General features: G+C 48.5%; 9 protein-coding genes. 7 read left to right on the forward strand and 2 right to left on the reverse strand.

Going from position 1 to position 16,108, the window contains the following annotated elements:
• Nucleotides 1–153 precede the first annotated feature (153 nt).
• From BUB18_RS02025 to BUB18_RS02040, 4 genes are all read left to right on the forward strand, one after another.
• Nucleotides 154–4,980, forward strand: coding sequence for a PKD domain-containing protein (locus tag BUB18_RS02025; RefSeq protein ID WP_073077500.1), 4,827 nt, complete (start codon nucleotides 154–156; stop codon nucleotides 4,978–4,980).
• Nucleotides 4,981–5,073: 93 nt separating this feature from the next.
• The gene (locus BUB18_RS02030) at nucleotides 5,074–7,905 is read left to right on the forward strand and encodes a T9SS type B sorting domain-containing protein (RefSeq protein WP_073077502.1); all 2,832 of its coding nucleotides are present in this window, start codon (nucleotides 5,074–5,076) and stop codon (nucleotides 7,903–7,905) included.
• 17 nt (nucleotides 7,906–7,922) lie between these two features.
• Nucleotides 7,923–8,954: a PorP/SprF family type IX secretion system membrane protein gene (locus BUB18_RS02035; protein WP_073077504.1), complete on the forward strand. Its 1,032-nt coding sequence runs from the start codon at nucleotides 7,923–7,925 to the stop codon at nucleotides 8,952–8,954.
• Nucleotides 8,955–9,152: 198 nt separating this feature from the next.
• Nucleotides 9,153–9,509 carry a T9SS type A sorting domain-containing protein gene (locus BUB18_RS02040; RefSeq protein ID WP_073077505.1) on the forward strand — a complete coding sequence of 119 codons (357 nt, stop codon included), beginning with the start codon at nucleotides 9,153–9,155 and terminating at the stop codon, nucleotides 9,507–9,509.
• A gap of 245 nt (nucleotides 9,510–9,754) precedes the next feature.
• Here the strand turns inward: BUB18_RS02040 and BUB18_RS02045 are convergent, their stop codons facing one another.
• Nucleotides 9,755–10,927, reverse strand: a complete 1,173-nt coding sequence (locus BUB18_RS02045; RefSeq protein WP_073077507.1) for a class I SAM-dependent rRNA methyltransferase — start codon at nucleotides 10,925–10,927, stop codon at nucleotides 9,755–9,757.
• Nucleotides 10,928–11,086: 159 nt separating this feature from the next.
• Here BUB18_RS02045 and BUB18_RS02050 point away from each other — a divergent pair, with 159 nt between their 5' ends.
• From BUB18_RS02050 to BUB18_RS02060, 3 genes are all read left to right on the forward strand, one after another.
• Nucleotides 11,087–11,647: a nucleotide exchange factor GrpE gene (locus tag BUB18_RS02050; RefSeq protein ID WP_073078385.1), complete on the forward strand. Its 561-nt coding sequence runs from the start codon at nucleotides 11,087–11,089 to the stop codon at nucleotides 11,645–11,647.
• Nucleotides 11,648–11,760: 113 nt separating this feature from the next.
• A complete protein-coding gene (gene dnaJ, locus BUB18_RS02055) occupies nucleotides 11,761–12,927 on the forward strand; it encodes a molecular chaperone DnaJ (RefSeq protein WP_073077509.1) in 1,167 nt (388 codons plus the stop codon).
• A gap of 328 nt (nucleotides 12,928–13,255) precedes the next feature.
• A complete protein-coding gene (locus BUB18_RS02060; protein WP_245805601.1) occupies nucleotides 13,256–14,197 on the forward strand; it encodes a class I SAM-dependent methyltransferase in 942 nt (313 codons plus the stop codon).
• A gap of 68 nt (nucleotides 14,198–14,265) precedes the next feature.
• On the opposite strand, the gene BUB18_RS02065 is transcribed toward BUB18_RS02060, so the two are convergent.
• Nucleotides 14,266–16,008: a YfbK domain-containing protein gene (locus BUB18_RS02065; protein WP_083549244.1), complete on the reverse strand. Its 1,743-nt coding sequence runs from the start codon at nucleotides 16,006–16,008 to the stop codon at nucleotides 14,266–14,268.
• Nucleotides 16,009–16,108: the final 100 nt, after the last annotated feature.

The following is a 16,108-nucleotide window of genomic DNA, read 5'->3' on the forward strand; positions in this document are numbered from 1 at the left end:
TCCTCAATTTACAGGTATTCCCGCAATCGAAATGAAGATATAATACAGGCATACCGATTAATGTATTATTTTTAGCTCACATAACATACCTATGACCTGCCTGTAAAGGGCACCTATGCCATGAAAAACTTTTATTGTCGTATATCCTTAGCAGTGAGTATCTTACTGTTATTATCCTTTGCCAATAGCCAGGCGCAAAATGTATCGATCAGTGCAGATAAAACAAGCGGCTGTGTACCTATGCTGGTAAGCTTTTCCGCCACACTAGATCCGGGATACACCAGCTACGAATGGACCTTTGATCAGGGATCAGGCATCGATAACCTCCTGGCTCCAAAGAAAACCTTTGATGTTCCTAAAACATACAAAGTCACCTTTACGGCTACCTATCCATCAGGGCCCGTTACTAAAACACTGGATGTAGTAGTACACGATGTCCCCAAACCCAGCTTTACCGGTACGGTTACTGATGCCTGCCAGTTCACCACACTTTCATTCACCGATAACTCCACCACACCCGACGGTACCATCACTTCTATTGAATGGGATATGGGCGACGGTACTCTCCTGAAAGGGGATCAGGGTAAAACAGTGAGTCACCCGTTTAACGCCTCCGGCACCTACAATATAAGCACTATCGCGATTAACAACTGGGGATGCCGCAGCAGCAGCACACCGCTGCCTGTTAAAATAAGAACAGCACCGGATAAGCCCGACTTCCAGGCCATAAAATCCAGCAGCTGCACCGCCCCTTTTGATGTCACCTTTATCAACAAAACACCTGACCCTAATAAAGAATTTACTTTTACATACGACTACGGTGATGGCACAACAGGAACCAGTCCTGCCCACCAGTACGCGCAACCCGGTAAATACTCCGTAACGCTTACTGCTACCAATGGCGATTGCCAAAGCAGCACAACGCTGACGGACTACATCACCATCGGAAACCTGAAAGCCGCTTTTACTTATTCGAATTCCTGCATGGGGCAAACCGTGCAGTTCACCAATACATCTACCCCCACCCCGTCTTCCTCGATATGGACGTTTCCTGATGGCAGCACTGCCACCACCCTGAATGCCAGCCACGGTATTGCGGTAAGCGGCCAACAGGTAGTATTGTCCGTAACCTTAGACGGCTGCTCGGATGTAGTGATAGTGCCCATCACGATGTATGATAATCCTACCGACCAACCAACCGTTACCCCTAACAATACCTGTCAGTTGCCGGCAGCTACACAGTTTACCGCCACCAACAGCAATGCTGCTTCCTGGTCCTGGACATTTGACGATGGAACACCAGCATCTACCGAACAAAATCCTACTCATACATTTACACAAAACCGCGCCTATAACGTGGTAATGAACGCCACTACCGACCATGGCTGCACAGTAAGTATACCATTGGTGGTTGATTACTCCCTGCCCGTGGTAGAGGTAATAGCAGCAAGAATCGATAGCTGCATTCCTTTTAATGCCCGGTTATCCACACGTGTTACCACCAGACCTTATGAACCTGTGGTGGACTATAAATGGGACTTTGGAGATGGCACCACCGGCACCGGCCCCAATCCTGCACATGTTTATACCTCCGAAGGGATTTTCAATGTAATACTAACATATACCACTGTAAATGGCTGCCAGGGTACTACCGACATCGTATTGCGGGCAGGGCGCAAACCTATCGTGGATTTCACCGCCACCCCGCTCACCGTTTGTGCGAAGGACCCGGTACAGTTTACTAACAGATCGCTGCCTCCGGGCCAGGAATGGCTATGGACTTTTCTGGAAGATATAGATGACCCACGCACGCCACAGGACGACCGGTTCAGCTCCGTCGAAAATCCGCTGCATTATTTCCGTAGCGTAGGTTTACACGATGTGCGGCTGATTGTGAATAACTACGGCTGCAGAGATACACTCATTAAAACTGATTACATCAACGTGAACCCACCCATTGCAGAATGGGCTACCACCGTGGATTGTACGCAACCCGCCTACCGTAAATTCAGCGACCTCACCAACTGGGGGAACAACCCGGGAGCACCTAAAAATTATTGGTGGGATTTTGGCGATGGCACTACCAGCACGGATCCGGAGCCCGCACATACCTACACGAAGCAAGGCAGGTTTTATGTCTCCCTAAAAGTGAATAATGGCGCCTGTGATAATGAATTTGGGGACAGTGTGGTAATTGTAGACCAGGTACCTGCGATCTCTACAGACCTGGCTTCAGTATGTGTGGGTAAAAGTCTTACCCTCACCGCCACCATTCCGGCGGACACCCTACAGCAGGGCTACTTCATTTTTTGGGGCGATGGCACACAGGATTACCTGACCGTGTGGAACCAGCCGGCCATGCACCAGTACAACGTTCCGGGCGAGTACAAAGTGCAGGTAAAAACGACAGACCTGAACAACTGCGCCACTGAATCCAATATTGCCGATGTAACTGTAAACGGCCCTATTCCGAATTTTACCTTCAGCGGAAAGCTATGCCGCAACAGCGATATACTGTTTACCGACCAATCTACCATGAACACTGGTAATGCGCTCACCGCCTGGCAATGGAACTTTGGCGACAACAGTGCCGACGTGAGTTCCACTACCAAACCAGTTGACGTTGCCCATCAATACAGTAAGGACGGCAGCTATCCGGTTACACTAACGGTAACGGATAAGTTCAATTGCGCTGCCAGTGTGATGAAACAGGTACAACTGGATAATCACAAAGCCAGCTTTACCGTTACCAGCACAGAGCCCTGCCTCAATGAATCCCGCATGTATTACAATACATCTACCGGTTATGCTGCTGTGGCATGGGATTTTGGAGATGGTACCACCAGCACAAACCTATATCCGAATAAGAGTTTTACTGCACCAGGTACCTATGATATCAAACTTAAAATCACTTCCAGCGCCGGCTGCACAGATGAAACATCCCAAAAGATCAGGGTGCCTGATCCAAAGGCCAATTTCGTACTGCCGGAAACGATGGTGCCCTGCCCGCCGGCGAATGTGACGCTCACCAATACTTCAACTGATTTTATCCGCTCCCGGTGGGACTTTGGCGATGGCACCAACACCGGCAACAATAACCCCGACGGGCATATCTATTCACGCCCCGGTACCTATGAAATTGTACTGACCGTTTACACCCGGGAAGGTTGTAATAACCAGCTTAAGAAGTCCATCACCATTGATGGACCAAACGGTACTGCCACCGCAGGGCCGGACCACGGCTGCGCGCCATTGAATATGAGCATGACCGCCACCGCTACCAAAACCGTTAAATATGCGTGGGACTTTGATGATGGCGTGGTAGAAACCACGACTACACCGCAGTCGCCACCGCACATTTATCCTAACGGTGGCATCTATACGCCGCGTGTGATCCTGATTGATGCCCAGGGTTGTGAAGTGCCGGCTATCATTAACGATAAGGTGATTGTGGATAAACCCGTAGCGGATTTCAGCATTGATAATTCTGCCGCATGTGGGGGTGGTTTGGTGAGATTTACTAATCTCTCCAAAACGCTGACCGAGGAACAGCTGGGAATGCCCATTAACAGCACATGGGATTTTGGCGTACCCGACGATCCGGGTAATACCAGCACGACCCGCCACCCTTCGTTTAACTATCCAAATCCTGGCAAGCATACCATCAACCTAAAAATTGTAACCGCCTATGGTTGTACTGCTGAAGCCACCAAAGAGCTGATGGTACCCACACAGCCAAGGGCCGCTATCGATCCCATTGCGGATATCTGCCAGGGCTTTACTACCACCATTACCGGCCATGAAACTACGGGTCAGCCGAATGCAAAATGGCAATGGAACATAGGCACTGAGCTTACCACCACCCAACAGACTCCGATTAGTTACGAAGCCCGTATCGCCGGTTTAAAACCAGTACAGCTCACGGTTACCAATGCCGATGGCAGTTGTCCGAATATCGCTAATACACAATTCACAGTGCGCGTATCGCCGCTACTGGCGCCTACACCCGATAAGGTGAATGTGTGCCGCGGTACGCCACTGCAGCTGTTAGCCAATACAGAAGCCGATGCCACCGTGGCATGGACCAATTATAATATCAGTGATGCCGGCAGTCATTCCCCGCTGGTAACACCTGATATCGATACTTCCTATACCGTTGTGGCTACTAACCCTTACGGATGTACGAATACAAAAAAAATCAGTTTGACTGTTACGCAACCTGTGACCGTGCGCACTAGTGACGCAGCTATCTGTAACGGCACTGCCGCCAGGCTGATGGCCACCGGGGCCGACCGTTACCAGTGGACGCCTGCCGCCACACTGAGTGATGCCGGTATTGCCAATCCGATTGCCCGGCCAACCGTTTCAACTGACTACACCGTAACGGGGCAGGATAAATACAACTGCTTTACCTCCACGGCGGTATCACACGTTGTAGTGCATCCATCGCCCACCGTTAATGCAGGCCCGGACATAACAACCTCCAATGGTAGTATCATTCCACTTCGATTACAGTTGAGTGAAGATGTGGCAACTGTACGATGGACGCCGCAAGATGGCCTTAGCTGCAGCATCTGCGCCAGCACTACGCTTACGCCAAAAAACGACGCCACTTATTTCATTGAGGTAACTAACCGTTACGGCTGTACGGGAACGGATGAGCTGAATGTAAAAATTGTATGCGATAACGCTAACATCTTCATTCCTAATTCCTTTAGCCCTAACCGGGATGGGGTGAATGATATTTTCTATATCCGGGGCCGCGGAGCACAGGAAGTGAAATCCTTCAGGATCTTTAACCGCTGGGGACAGATGATCTATGAACGTTACAGCTTTACAACGGACGATATTAGCAAAGGGTGGGATGGAACCTTCAAGGGACAGGCAGCCAACCCGGATGTCTACGTTTATTTTGCGGAGGTAGTTTGTGATAAAGGCGGCACCCAGTTGTTGAAAGGCAACATCACTTTACTCAGATAACTTATTGACTAACAATCTAAAATAGATACAACTGGTCGTTTATTATTTTTTTCATTAATTTGTGGTCTGATTTATGAAAAACCGCCCGAACCTATGAAATATCCTTTCAGGACATTATTGTTACTGTTAGTGTTGTTATTTGGAGGAAAGCTCTGTGCGCAGCAGGCCAACTTCAACTACACTGCTTCACCGTCAACATTATGCTCACCTGTAACCATTACATTACAGAACACCACTACCGGCTCGCCGGTAATGTACACCTGGGATTTTGGGGATGGCAGAACTTCTCATGATGTAAATCCACAAGTTATTTATACGTCGGGAGGCGTGAAACGCATTACTCTCACAGCTAAATATTATAACACCGAAAGTAGTTACTATAAGGAGTTTACTGTTGCAGGTACTCCGGTGCCTGATTTTAAGGCAGATGTTACCCAAAGCTGTAAAGTGTATACCGCCAATTTCACCGATCTCACGCCGGATGGTGCAGTCAGAACCTGGACCTTCGGAGATGGCAGTGCACCCGTTACTACTACTACCGCTACCGTGGCACATGCTTACACCAAAGCCGGTAAGTTTGATGTAACGCTGAAGGTGGCTAACGCAAACGGCTGTACGCAGCAGATAGTGAAATCAGCCTATATCAATATTTCTTTGCCTGAAGTGACCATGAGTGCACCGGTAGCCGGCTGCGTGCCTTACCAGGCAGCCTTCACCGCCACTTCCACTAATACCACCAACGATCCTGTAACCGGGTACACCTGGGAGTTTGGAGATGGGATTACACAAAACGGTAATGCAGCAATTACGCACACGTATGCACAAACGGGCACGTATACCGTTACGCTTACGGTGAATACCACCAGTGGTTGTACTATTAAGAAAACGTATGACAGGCAGGTCCGTGCCGGTAATCCACCGGCCAACGTCAGCTTTACAGCAGCGCCTGCGGCCGCCTGCACCGGCGAGCCGGTGCGACTCATCGCCAATGCACAATATGCCGATACGTATAGCTGGGATTTTGGCGATGGCACCCAACAGGAGACTACCTCCAACGACATCAGGCATAGCTTTAACGCTAACGGTAACCTTACCGTGAAGCTGAAAGCGGGTAGCAATGGCTGTTACACCACCGCCACACCTGTGCCGGTAACGATCAACGGACCAGTGTCCGCCTTTACCTATACCAGAAACTGCAACAACAAAAGCGAATTCAGTTTTACCAATACAAGTTCCAATACTACCGCTAACGCCACCTATCAGTGGGATTTTGGAGATAATAGTGCTATTGAAACTACCCGCGATGCCGTACACAATTATACCACACCCGGTAAATATACAGTACGCCTTACAGTGCAGGACAACAATGGAACCTGTACCCACAGCAGCTTCCAGACTGTTTACTATTTCAATGCAGATTTCACAACAGGAGTGAGCGCTATTTGTCGCGGTAGTAACGCTACCTACGAAGTCCTCAACGTACCGCTGGAACTTGTAGCCAGCTACACCTGGACTTTCGGGGATGGCACCACACAAAACACTAACGCGCAAAGCTACACGAAAAACTGGCCGGCAACCGGTGTGTACGATGATCAGCTGACCATCCACTACAGCAATCCAGCCTATTGCGACGAGGTAGTACGTAAAACCGCCAACATCAGCATACTGGCGCCGGTAGCCAATTTCAATCTTTCCGGAGGAGCATGTGCCGGGCAGCCGGTTTCCTTCAGCAACACGTCGGTTACATCTCCCAATATTCCCCTTACCAACTGGCAATGGGACCTGGGTAACGGACTGGCGTCCGCTTCCCAAACGCCGCCAGCCACCAAATACAGCGCCAGCGGCAACTACAGCGTAAAGCTGGTCATTACGGATGCACGCAACTGTAAGGATAGTATCACTAAAACAGTGACGATTAACCCATCGCCGTTTTTGAAAGTAAATGCTACCAATCCTAAAATATGTGAAGGTACCGGCACTCCACTGAATGCCATTACAGACGGGAACGTGCAGTGGCTCAGCACCGATAATATCAGCTGTACTTTTTGCACGGCGCCGGTGGTATCTCCCCTGAGTTCCACAAAATATATAGCAGAAGCTACTAACGCCTACGGCTGTACGATGCGTGATTCACTGAATATTACGGTAGTACCTAAACCTAATATCACCGTAGCTTCCAGCGATATCATCGTATGTTATGGCAGCAGTACAAAATTGCAGGCCTCCGGTGCCGCACTCTATAACTGGACGCCACTGGATGGACTCACCAACAACAAGATTGCGGACCCGATCACCACGCCCGCGGCAGATGTCACCTACCAGGTAACCGGCACAAACGATCCTATGTGCCCTTACAGTGCACCTGTAACAGTAAAGGTGAGCGTGAAACCCACGCCGCAGGTGAATGCCGGGAAAGACCAGACAATTTCCGTAGGCACTACCACCACGCTCATGGCTACCGGCTCGCTGGATGTAGTAAAGTGGGAATGGTCGCCCACCGATTACCTCAGTTTTCCTAACAGCCCCGTTACTATTGCCAATGTGCGTAAACCGATGACCTACAGTGTTACCGGCACTAACCGTTTCGGCTGTACGAAGGTGGATGTGATGGAAGTAAACCTCGTATGCGGCAGCGATGCCCTGTTTATACCTAACAGTTTTAGTCCTAATGGCGACGGGGTAAACGACGTGTTTTACCCCCGTGGAAAGGGCATCAGCTTCGTGAAGTCGCTCCGCGTATTTAACCGCTGGGGACAAGAGGTATACCACCGCGAAAAATTCAATACCGACGATATCAGCAAGGGCTGGGATGGCTATTTCAAAGGCCAGCCACAGTCTGCCGATGTATACATTTATTTTCTCGAAGCTTATTGCGATACCAACGAGTTATTGCAGCTGAAAGGCAACTTAACATTACTGAGATAACATCATAACCTGGATACATGAAACACCTGTACCGACTTCTCCTGCTATCGTGTATGGCCCTTTGCGGGTCGGGCGCTCTGGCGCAGGACATCCATTTGTCGCAATTCTACGAAACGCCTATCCTTCGTAATCCGGCGCTGATAGGCATTTTCAATGGAGATGTAAGGGTTCAGGCGGTATACCGCAACCAATGGAACCAGGTGACTATTCCTTATCAGACCGGGACTTTAAGTGGAGAAATCAAATTCCCGGTGGGTAACGCCAACGACTATCTGACTACCGGATTGCAGATGACTTATGACCGTGCGGGGACCAGCAGGCTGCAATCTACCCAGATTATGCCGGCGATAAATTATCATAAGTCGCTCAATGCTGACAAAGCCAGTTTTCTTTCCCTTGGTTTCATGGGTGGTTTTGTACAGCGCCAGTTTGATCCAGCCAATATGACTTTCGATAACCAGTATACCGGCGGGCGTTTTGATCCGAGTATGGCTACCGGTGAGGAGGGCAAGCTGGCACTGCGGGGCTACAGTTACCTGGATGCCGGCGTGGGGCTGAGTTACAACAGTGTGATCCGTGAAGACGTGAATTATTACATCGGGGTGGGGTATTTTCATTTTAACAGCCCGAAGGTTTCTTTTTACAATGATAAATCTATCATGCTCAACCCTAAGATCACGTTTAATGCCGGCATTTCCATTCCGTTGGAGGAGCGGGTAAAGCTGGTGGCGGAGTATAACCAGTTGCACCAGGGTAGTTACTCCGAATATATCGGTGGAGCAATGCTGCGTTATGCTTTGATGGATCAGGGGTTAGAATCTACCAGGGGCATATACGGCGGCCTCTTCCTTCGCTGGAATGACGCGTTGATACCGACTGTAAAACTGGATATGGACAAGTATGAACTGGGGATGAGCTACGACGCAAATATTTCACAGTTGAGGACTGCAAGTCAGAGTTTTGGGGGCTTTGAGATATCGCTGGTGTTTAAAGGCTTCCTGAACAGCCGGAACAGCACGCTTGAAAGTGTGAATTGCCCTAGATTTTAATTCGGAGAACGAATTGAGTTTCAAAAGATTGTATAAGCAGACGAAAATTTCCGTTAAAATTTACATAAAAACAAGAAAAAAGCTAACAAAATGGCTTTGTATTTGTTAAATTTACATAGAGGTGTGCACAGGAGATCGTGTGATTTATCAATCAAAAAAAGTTAATATATTTGAAAATAATTTTATCTTTATAGCACTATGTTAAAATCCTCTACCCTCATTTTATCTTTGGTTTTTTGCCTGTTTTCCTTAGTGAGCAGTGCACAGACCGACAAATCCCAGCCGGCAACGGACGGGGGTAGTAAAATTGTCAGATTATATCCGAACCCCGCTACCTCCGCTATCAACTTCGAAATTCAGCAACTACATAATAACGAGCGTTTATACGATCTTATTGTATATAATTTTCTGGGAAAGAAAATTGACCAGCTGAAATCGATCGGACAGCGTACAACGGTTAATCTGGATAATTATTACAGTGGCCTGTATATTTATCAGTTACGCGACAGGCGTGGGAACCTGGTAGAATCCGGGAAGTTTAATGTAGTTAAATAGAGATAACAGCTTCACGATATTTTAAAGCCGATCCTGATGGATCGGCTTTTCTTTTACCCTTTACATACATGTTCGACGTGTGGGCCCATAAGATAGTTCGGTTTTCTAACTATTTTAAAGGTAAGCCCCACTGGTGCTATTAGATTGCATACACACAAAAGCCCCTGATACCGTGGCATAGGGGCTTTCGTACCTACGCGCAGCGCAGGGCACAAAAAAGGCGCCGGAGGCGCCTTTCGAATAGGTTATTGTACCTCTACAATCAAAAACTTCAGGTAGGTGGTATTTTCAATATTCCAGAGAATCGGGTGATCCTGTGCCTGCGTTTGGAAGGTCACCTGGCGAAGTTTCTTTTTAGCATCTTTAGCGGCCATATCGATAATTTCCAGGAACATGCTTGGCGGCACCAGGTTGGTGCAGGAGGCTGTTACGAGGAAACCACCCGGTTTCAGGAGCTTCATACCACGGAGGTTAATTTCCTTGTAGCCGGTGATGGCTTTCTGGATATTTTCCCTGCTTTTGGTGAATGCCGGCGGATCAAGGATTACAACGTCAAATTTCTTTTCGTCGCGGGTCCATTGTTTCAGCTGGTCGAAGGCGTTTACTGCCTGAAACTTACAGATATCCTGCAGGTTGTTCAGTTCCGCATTGCGGCGGGCGGTATTCACAGCATGTTCGGAGATATCCAGTCCCATAACGCTTTTAGCTCCGTAGTAGCCTGCATGGCAGGAGAAGGTACCGGTATAGCAGAATGCTTCCAGTACATCCGCACCTTTTACAATATGCTGGATGGCACGGCGGTTATCCTGCTGATCCAGGAAGTAGCCGGTTTTCTGACCATTTACGATATCCACATGGAATTTAAGCCCGTTTTCATTAATGATCACGTTGGTATCAAACGGTGCGCTCAGGAAGCCCTTTTGCTGTTCCAGGCCTTCCAGTTCCCTTACCGGTACATCATTTCTTTCATATATACCTTTTGGGGAGAAGATACGGTTCAACGCATCTACGATGGCGCCTTTCCATTTGTCCATCCCCAGTGCCAGCGTCTGAATCACCAGGTAATCGTTGAATTTATCGATGATAAGGGCAGGCATTTCATCGGCTTCACCAAATACGAGGCGGCAGTTTTCCACATAGCCGATTTTTTTGCGGTACTCCCAGCATTTCAGGAGGCGGCGGTAGAAGAATTCATCGTTGATTTCCTCTGATTTATCGCGGGTAAGCAGGCGTACCAGGATCTGGGACTGAGGGTTGATATAACCACGACCCACAAAATGGCCCTGGTGCGTGAACACGTCCACAATATCACCGGCGTTTACCGGGCCGTCAATCTCCCCTACTTCGTTACCGAAAACCCAGGGATGGCCCTGCAAAACCCTGTTTTGTATCTTTTTCTTTAAAAAAACTTTAGTCATTTATCGCAATTCGAGGTGCAAAGGTAAGAAATCGGCAGCAGCCATTAACATAGATTAAGGAGGCAATGTCAATTTGTCGCCAAATCAGCCCTTGGCAAAGTAATTGACAACGTATCTTTGCAGACAATCATTACAATTATGACAGAAAACGAAAAAGACATGCATCAAGAGGAAATTAACAATACCGAAAATGAGAACAGCATGCCAGACATTAACGCTGATGAGAATATGAGTGGAACTTCGCATATGAATAATGAGTTGGAAGAAGTTGGTGAACTGGAGAAAAAAGACCAGGAAATCAAGGAGCTGCGTGATAAATATCTCCGTCTGCAGGCTGAATTTGACAATTTCCGCAAGCGTACTGCAAAAGAAAAATTAGAATTAATGCAAACTGCCGGCAAGGATGTTATCATATCTTTGCTCGATATTTTGGACGATAGCGAGCGCGCTTCCAAACAAATGGAGACCGCCACTGAGCTCCAGGCCGTAAAAGACGGTTCGCAGCTGGTTTTCAATAAGCTGAAAAACTCCCTGTTCGCAAAAGGATTGAAGGAAATGGAAGCATTACACCAACCATTTGATTCAGACCTGCACGATGCCATCACCGAAATCCCTGCCCCTACACCGGACCTGGAAGGTAAAGTGCTGGACGTGCTGCAGAAAGGCTACTATATGAATGACAAATTAATACGTCACGCGAAAGTAGTAGTAGGCAAATAAATGACGATGTGGCATAAGCCACATCCGTTGCTATGCTGACAACTGACGGAATTACAATATTTATTCACAGGACCAAAAGCTCCACCCGAGTGGAGTTATAAGTTTTTTATATAATGTCTACCAAAAGAGATTATTACGAAGTCCTTATTGTTGCGAAAACGGCCTCGCAGGATGAGATTAAAAAGGCGTACCGCAAGGTAGCCATGCAATATCACCCGGACCGTAATCCCAACAATACTGAGGCAGAAGAGAAATTCAAAGAAGCCGCTGAAGCATATGAAGTGCTGAGCGACCCTGATAAGCGTGCCCAGTACGACCGCTTTGGTCATGCCGGCATGAATGGTGGCCGCGGTGGATTTGGAGGCGGTGGCAACATGAATATGGACGACATATTCTCCAACTTCGGTGACATTTTCGGTGACGATATTTTCGGCTCCTTCTTTGGAGGCGGCAGGCAGGGCGGTGGCGGTGGCCGCCGTGGCAGAGGTACCCGTGGTTCCAACCTGCGCGTGAAAATTAAACTCACCTACGAAGAAATCGCCAAAGGCGCCAACAAGAAAATCAAGGTTAAAAAATACGTATCCTGCCAGCATTGCAGCGGCCTCGGTGCGAAAGACAAAAACTCTTTCCAGACCTGTAACACCTGCGGTGGCTCCGGACAAGTTAGAAAAGTAACTTCTACCTTCCTCGGCCAGATGCAAACCGTTACCACCTGCCCTAACTGCCATGGCGAAGGACAAATCATTACCAGCAAATGTAACCACTGTAAAGGCGAAGGCCGCATGTATGGCGAGGAAACCGTCAGCATCGACATCCCTGCAGGTGTGGCAGAAGGCATGCAGCTCAGCATGAGCGGCAAAGGTAATGCCGGCGAAAGAGGCGGCGCTCCCGGTGATCTCCTCATCCTCATCGAAGAAGAACCACATCCGGAGCTGCAACGCGATGGCCTGAACGTAGCGTACGACCTGTACATCTCCTTCCCGGATGCGGTATTCGGTACCTCCGTGGAAGTACCTACCATCGACGGTAAAGCAAAAATAAAAATCCCTGCCGGTACACAAAGCGGTAAAATATTCCGCCTGAAAGGTAAAGGCTTCCCATCCGTAAACTCCTACGATCGCGGTGATCAGCTGATCCAGGTAAACGTATGGACCCCGCAAAACCTGACCGGTGAAGAAAAAGATATGATCGATAAACTCAACTCTTCCGAAAACTTTAAACCTAACCCGGAAAAATCTGAAAAAGGTTTCTTCGAAAAGGTGAGAGATATTTTCAGCTGAGCGGAGATTTAAATACTTTTGCAAAAGAGAGAAATAGCCTTGGCCATTTCTCTCTTTTGTTTTTTTCTGCCTCCGGCAGAGATGTATGCGATCTTTTTTCTCGCAAAGCAGCATAAGCAGGTAAGCAGCTAAGACTTATGTTTTGTTGTTTCGGACAAATCTATCCTGTACCTCTGGCACAGGATAGATTGTGATCCTCACGGGCCGAAGGCCCGTTAAATCCGATAACCAACATATGGCAAGCCTTTGCTGCTTAAATCTTTGCCGCTTTGCAGAAAAAAGCTCGCTCCCGGGGCCGAAGGCCCCACAAAACCACCCAGCAAGCACTATGGACAACAAAATGCAGATGTTCGAAAACCGGCTAACGAAAGTTTTCCGGCATATTTCCAAACTGGCCCGCCGCCAGCATATCACCTGCTACCGTATATACGACGACGATATCCCTGAATTTCCATTCAGCATCGAAATGTATGAAGACTACGTCTACATCGCTGAGTACCACCGCAAACACGGCATGGACGAAGAAGCGCATGAGGCATGGCTCGACAACTGCCTGGAACTGATCAGTAAAGTGTTGAATGTAGCACCCGGAAAAATATGGGTAAAGCAACGGCAGCGCAAAGAAAACAGGCAAAGTCAGTACGAAAAACTCAGCACCGAAAGCCATGAAATGGTGGCCAACGAGGCGGGACTTAAATTTAAAGTCAACCTCTCCGACTACCTCGACACCGGCCTGTTTCTCGACCACCGCATGACCCGCGCCATGGTGCGGGAGGAAGCCAAAGATAAAAAAGTGCTCAACCTCTTCTGCTATACGGGTTCCTTTTCCGTGTATGCAGCCGCAGGCGGCGCTTCGCACGTAACCTCCGTGGACCTGTCCAAAACCTACCTGGCATGGGCCGAGGATAACTTCCGCCTTAACGACATTGATCCGGCTCAACACGAATTTGTTCATGCGGACGTACTCCAATACCTGGACTCGCTCAAGCTGAACACCTTCGACCTCGTGATCATGGACCCGCCTACCTTCAGCAACAGCAAGCGTATGAAGGAGTTCCTGGATATTCAACGCGACCACGTGATGTTACTCAATAAAGTATTACTCGCCACCAAAAAAGGAGGTGTGATCTATTTCAGTAACAATTACCGCAGGTTTGTAATGGAAAGTGATCAGATAGAAGCCAGTACCATCAAGGATATTACAGCGCAAACATTGCCGTTTGATTTTCAACAGAAGATGATCAGACAGTGCTATAGAATTATCAAATAATATCTTTTATTGTCGGGACCTTCGGTCCCTACAATAAGGAGTCGTCCACCAAAGGTGGACGGCTTTCTTTAACGCTCCTTTTTAGCAAGTTTTACCAATTTCAAAAACTCCTGGCGATAGCCGCTCTTATCCGCTCCCACCGCCTTTTTCGCCATAGCCTCTACCATCTCCCAATCACCACAACCGCGATAGGCAGAATTCCTTAATATCATTCCGAACAACGCTACAGACGCTGCAAACCGATAGTCGGCAGTGGCCTCGCTAAAGGCTGCGCAACCAGTACTGATATGCAATTCCTTTTCTTCCTGCACCTCACTGTCCGGCGCACGATAGGTAACCTTAATGCCAGCCAGCACACTGTCGCCTGTCACCATGCTGTCCGCTGGCAATATTTCATATAAAGCCACCGCACAGTGCCCGCTGCCGATAATACCGCCACCGATAGAATCTTTTCCGGCACTGGCATCCGCCAGTACTTTATTTTCATAACCTATAAGCCTGTACGATTTTACAGTACGCGGATTAAAAGTTACCTGTGCTTTTACATCTTTAGCAATGGTAAACAGCGTGCTGCCAAACTCCTGCGCAAATATTTTATTGGCCTCATCCAGGTCGTCCACATAGGCGAAGTTACCATTGCCTTTTCCCGCCATCACCTTTAGTTTGGAATCTTTATAATTTTTCATGCCCACACCGAGGCAGGTCAGCAGCACCCCACTTTCCCGGGCGTTGGTGATCAGCACTTCCATCTCTTCATCGCTAGAGCGGCCTACGTTGAAATCGCCGTCTGTAGCCAGTATCACCCGGTTATTACCCCCTGGTATAAAATGCTGATTAGCCACTTTATACGCCATTTTTATCGCAGCTTCACCAGCAGTGGCCCCATTGGCATTGAGGTTATCGATAGCATTGAGAATTTTCTCTTTTTGGTCGCCGCTTGTAGAAGGCAGTATCACACTGGGTTCGCTGGCGTAAGCCACAATGGCTACCCGGTCTTTGGCCCGCAGGTTGTTCACCAGCACGCGGAAGGCAGCCTGTAGGAGCGGCAGTTTGTTGGAAGCGCCCATGGAGCCGGAAGCGTCGATCAGGAAAACGAGATTACTGGCAGGCAAACTATCCAACTGTACGGCCCTGGCGCGTATTACGATCTGCAGCAGGTGATGCATGGGTTCCCAGGGGCAACTGGTATAACATCCTGACAGTTTCAACGTTTCACCATTGCCTGGCAGCGGATAATTGTAGTGGAAATAGTTGACCATTTCCTCAATGCGGACGGCATCCCTTGGCACCTTTTCCTTTTGACGGAGGAAGCGGCGGATATTGCTGTACGAAGCCCTGTCCACATCCACGGCAAAATTGGACATAGGCGCTACGCCAGTCCGCTGGAACTTATTTTCATAGGTAGCGCCATAGGTTTCATTGAAAAAAGTATACATGCCTATGCCGGCATTCGTATAATTCGGGTTACTATTTCGGGAGATGTTAGCCCTGGCTTTGGCCAGCGCAATCGCGTCGGCAGGAGGGCGCTGGGGCAGGAGCCTGATCACCAGGTACTCATTAGGGCGGGCGTAAATAATTTTCGTCTGGTAACCGTCCAGCTCCAGTTTGAGCTGCACTACCGGCCTGGACACAGCAATGCGAAAAAGGCCGTAGCTGTTCGATACCGCCACGGCAGTATCGTTCATAACGCTTACGGAAACTCCGCTTAGGGGTTTATTGGCGGTACTGTCTTCTATTGCCCCGGAGATCCAGTTTGTTTGCGCACTGGCGAGGTTACAGCAGAAGAGCAGCAGCAAAAGCAACTTTCGCATGGATTAAATTAAAAATTTCTGACGAGAAATCCATGCCTGCAACCTGATCAGGGCATAAAAAAGCCTGGTTTTTGTGTAAAAACCAGGCTTTTTAGTCAAT

It is taken from the genome of Chitinophaga jiangningensis (assembly GCF_900142605.1).
Lineage (GTDB): Bacteria > Bacteroidota > Bacteroidia > Chitinophagales > Chitinophagaceae > Chitinophaga > Chitinophaga jiangningensis.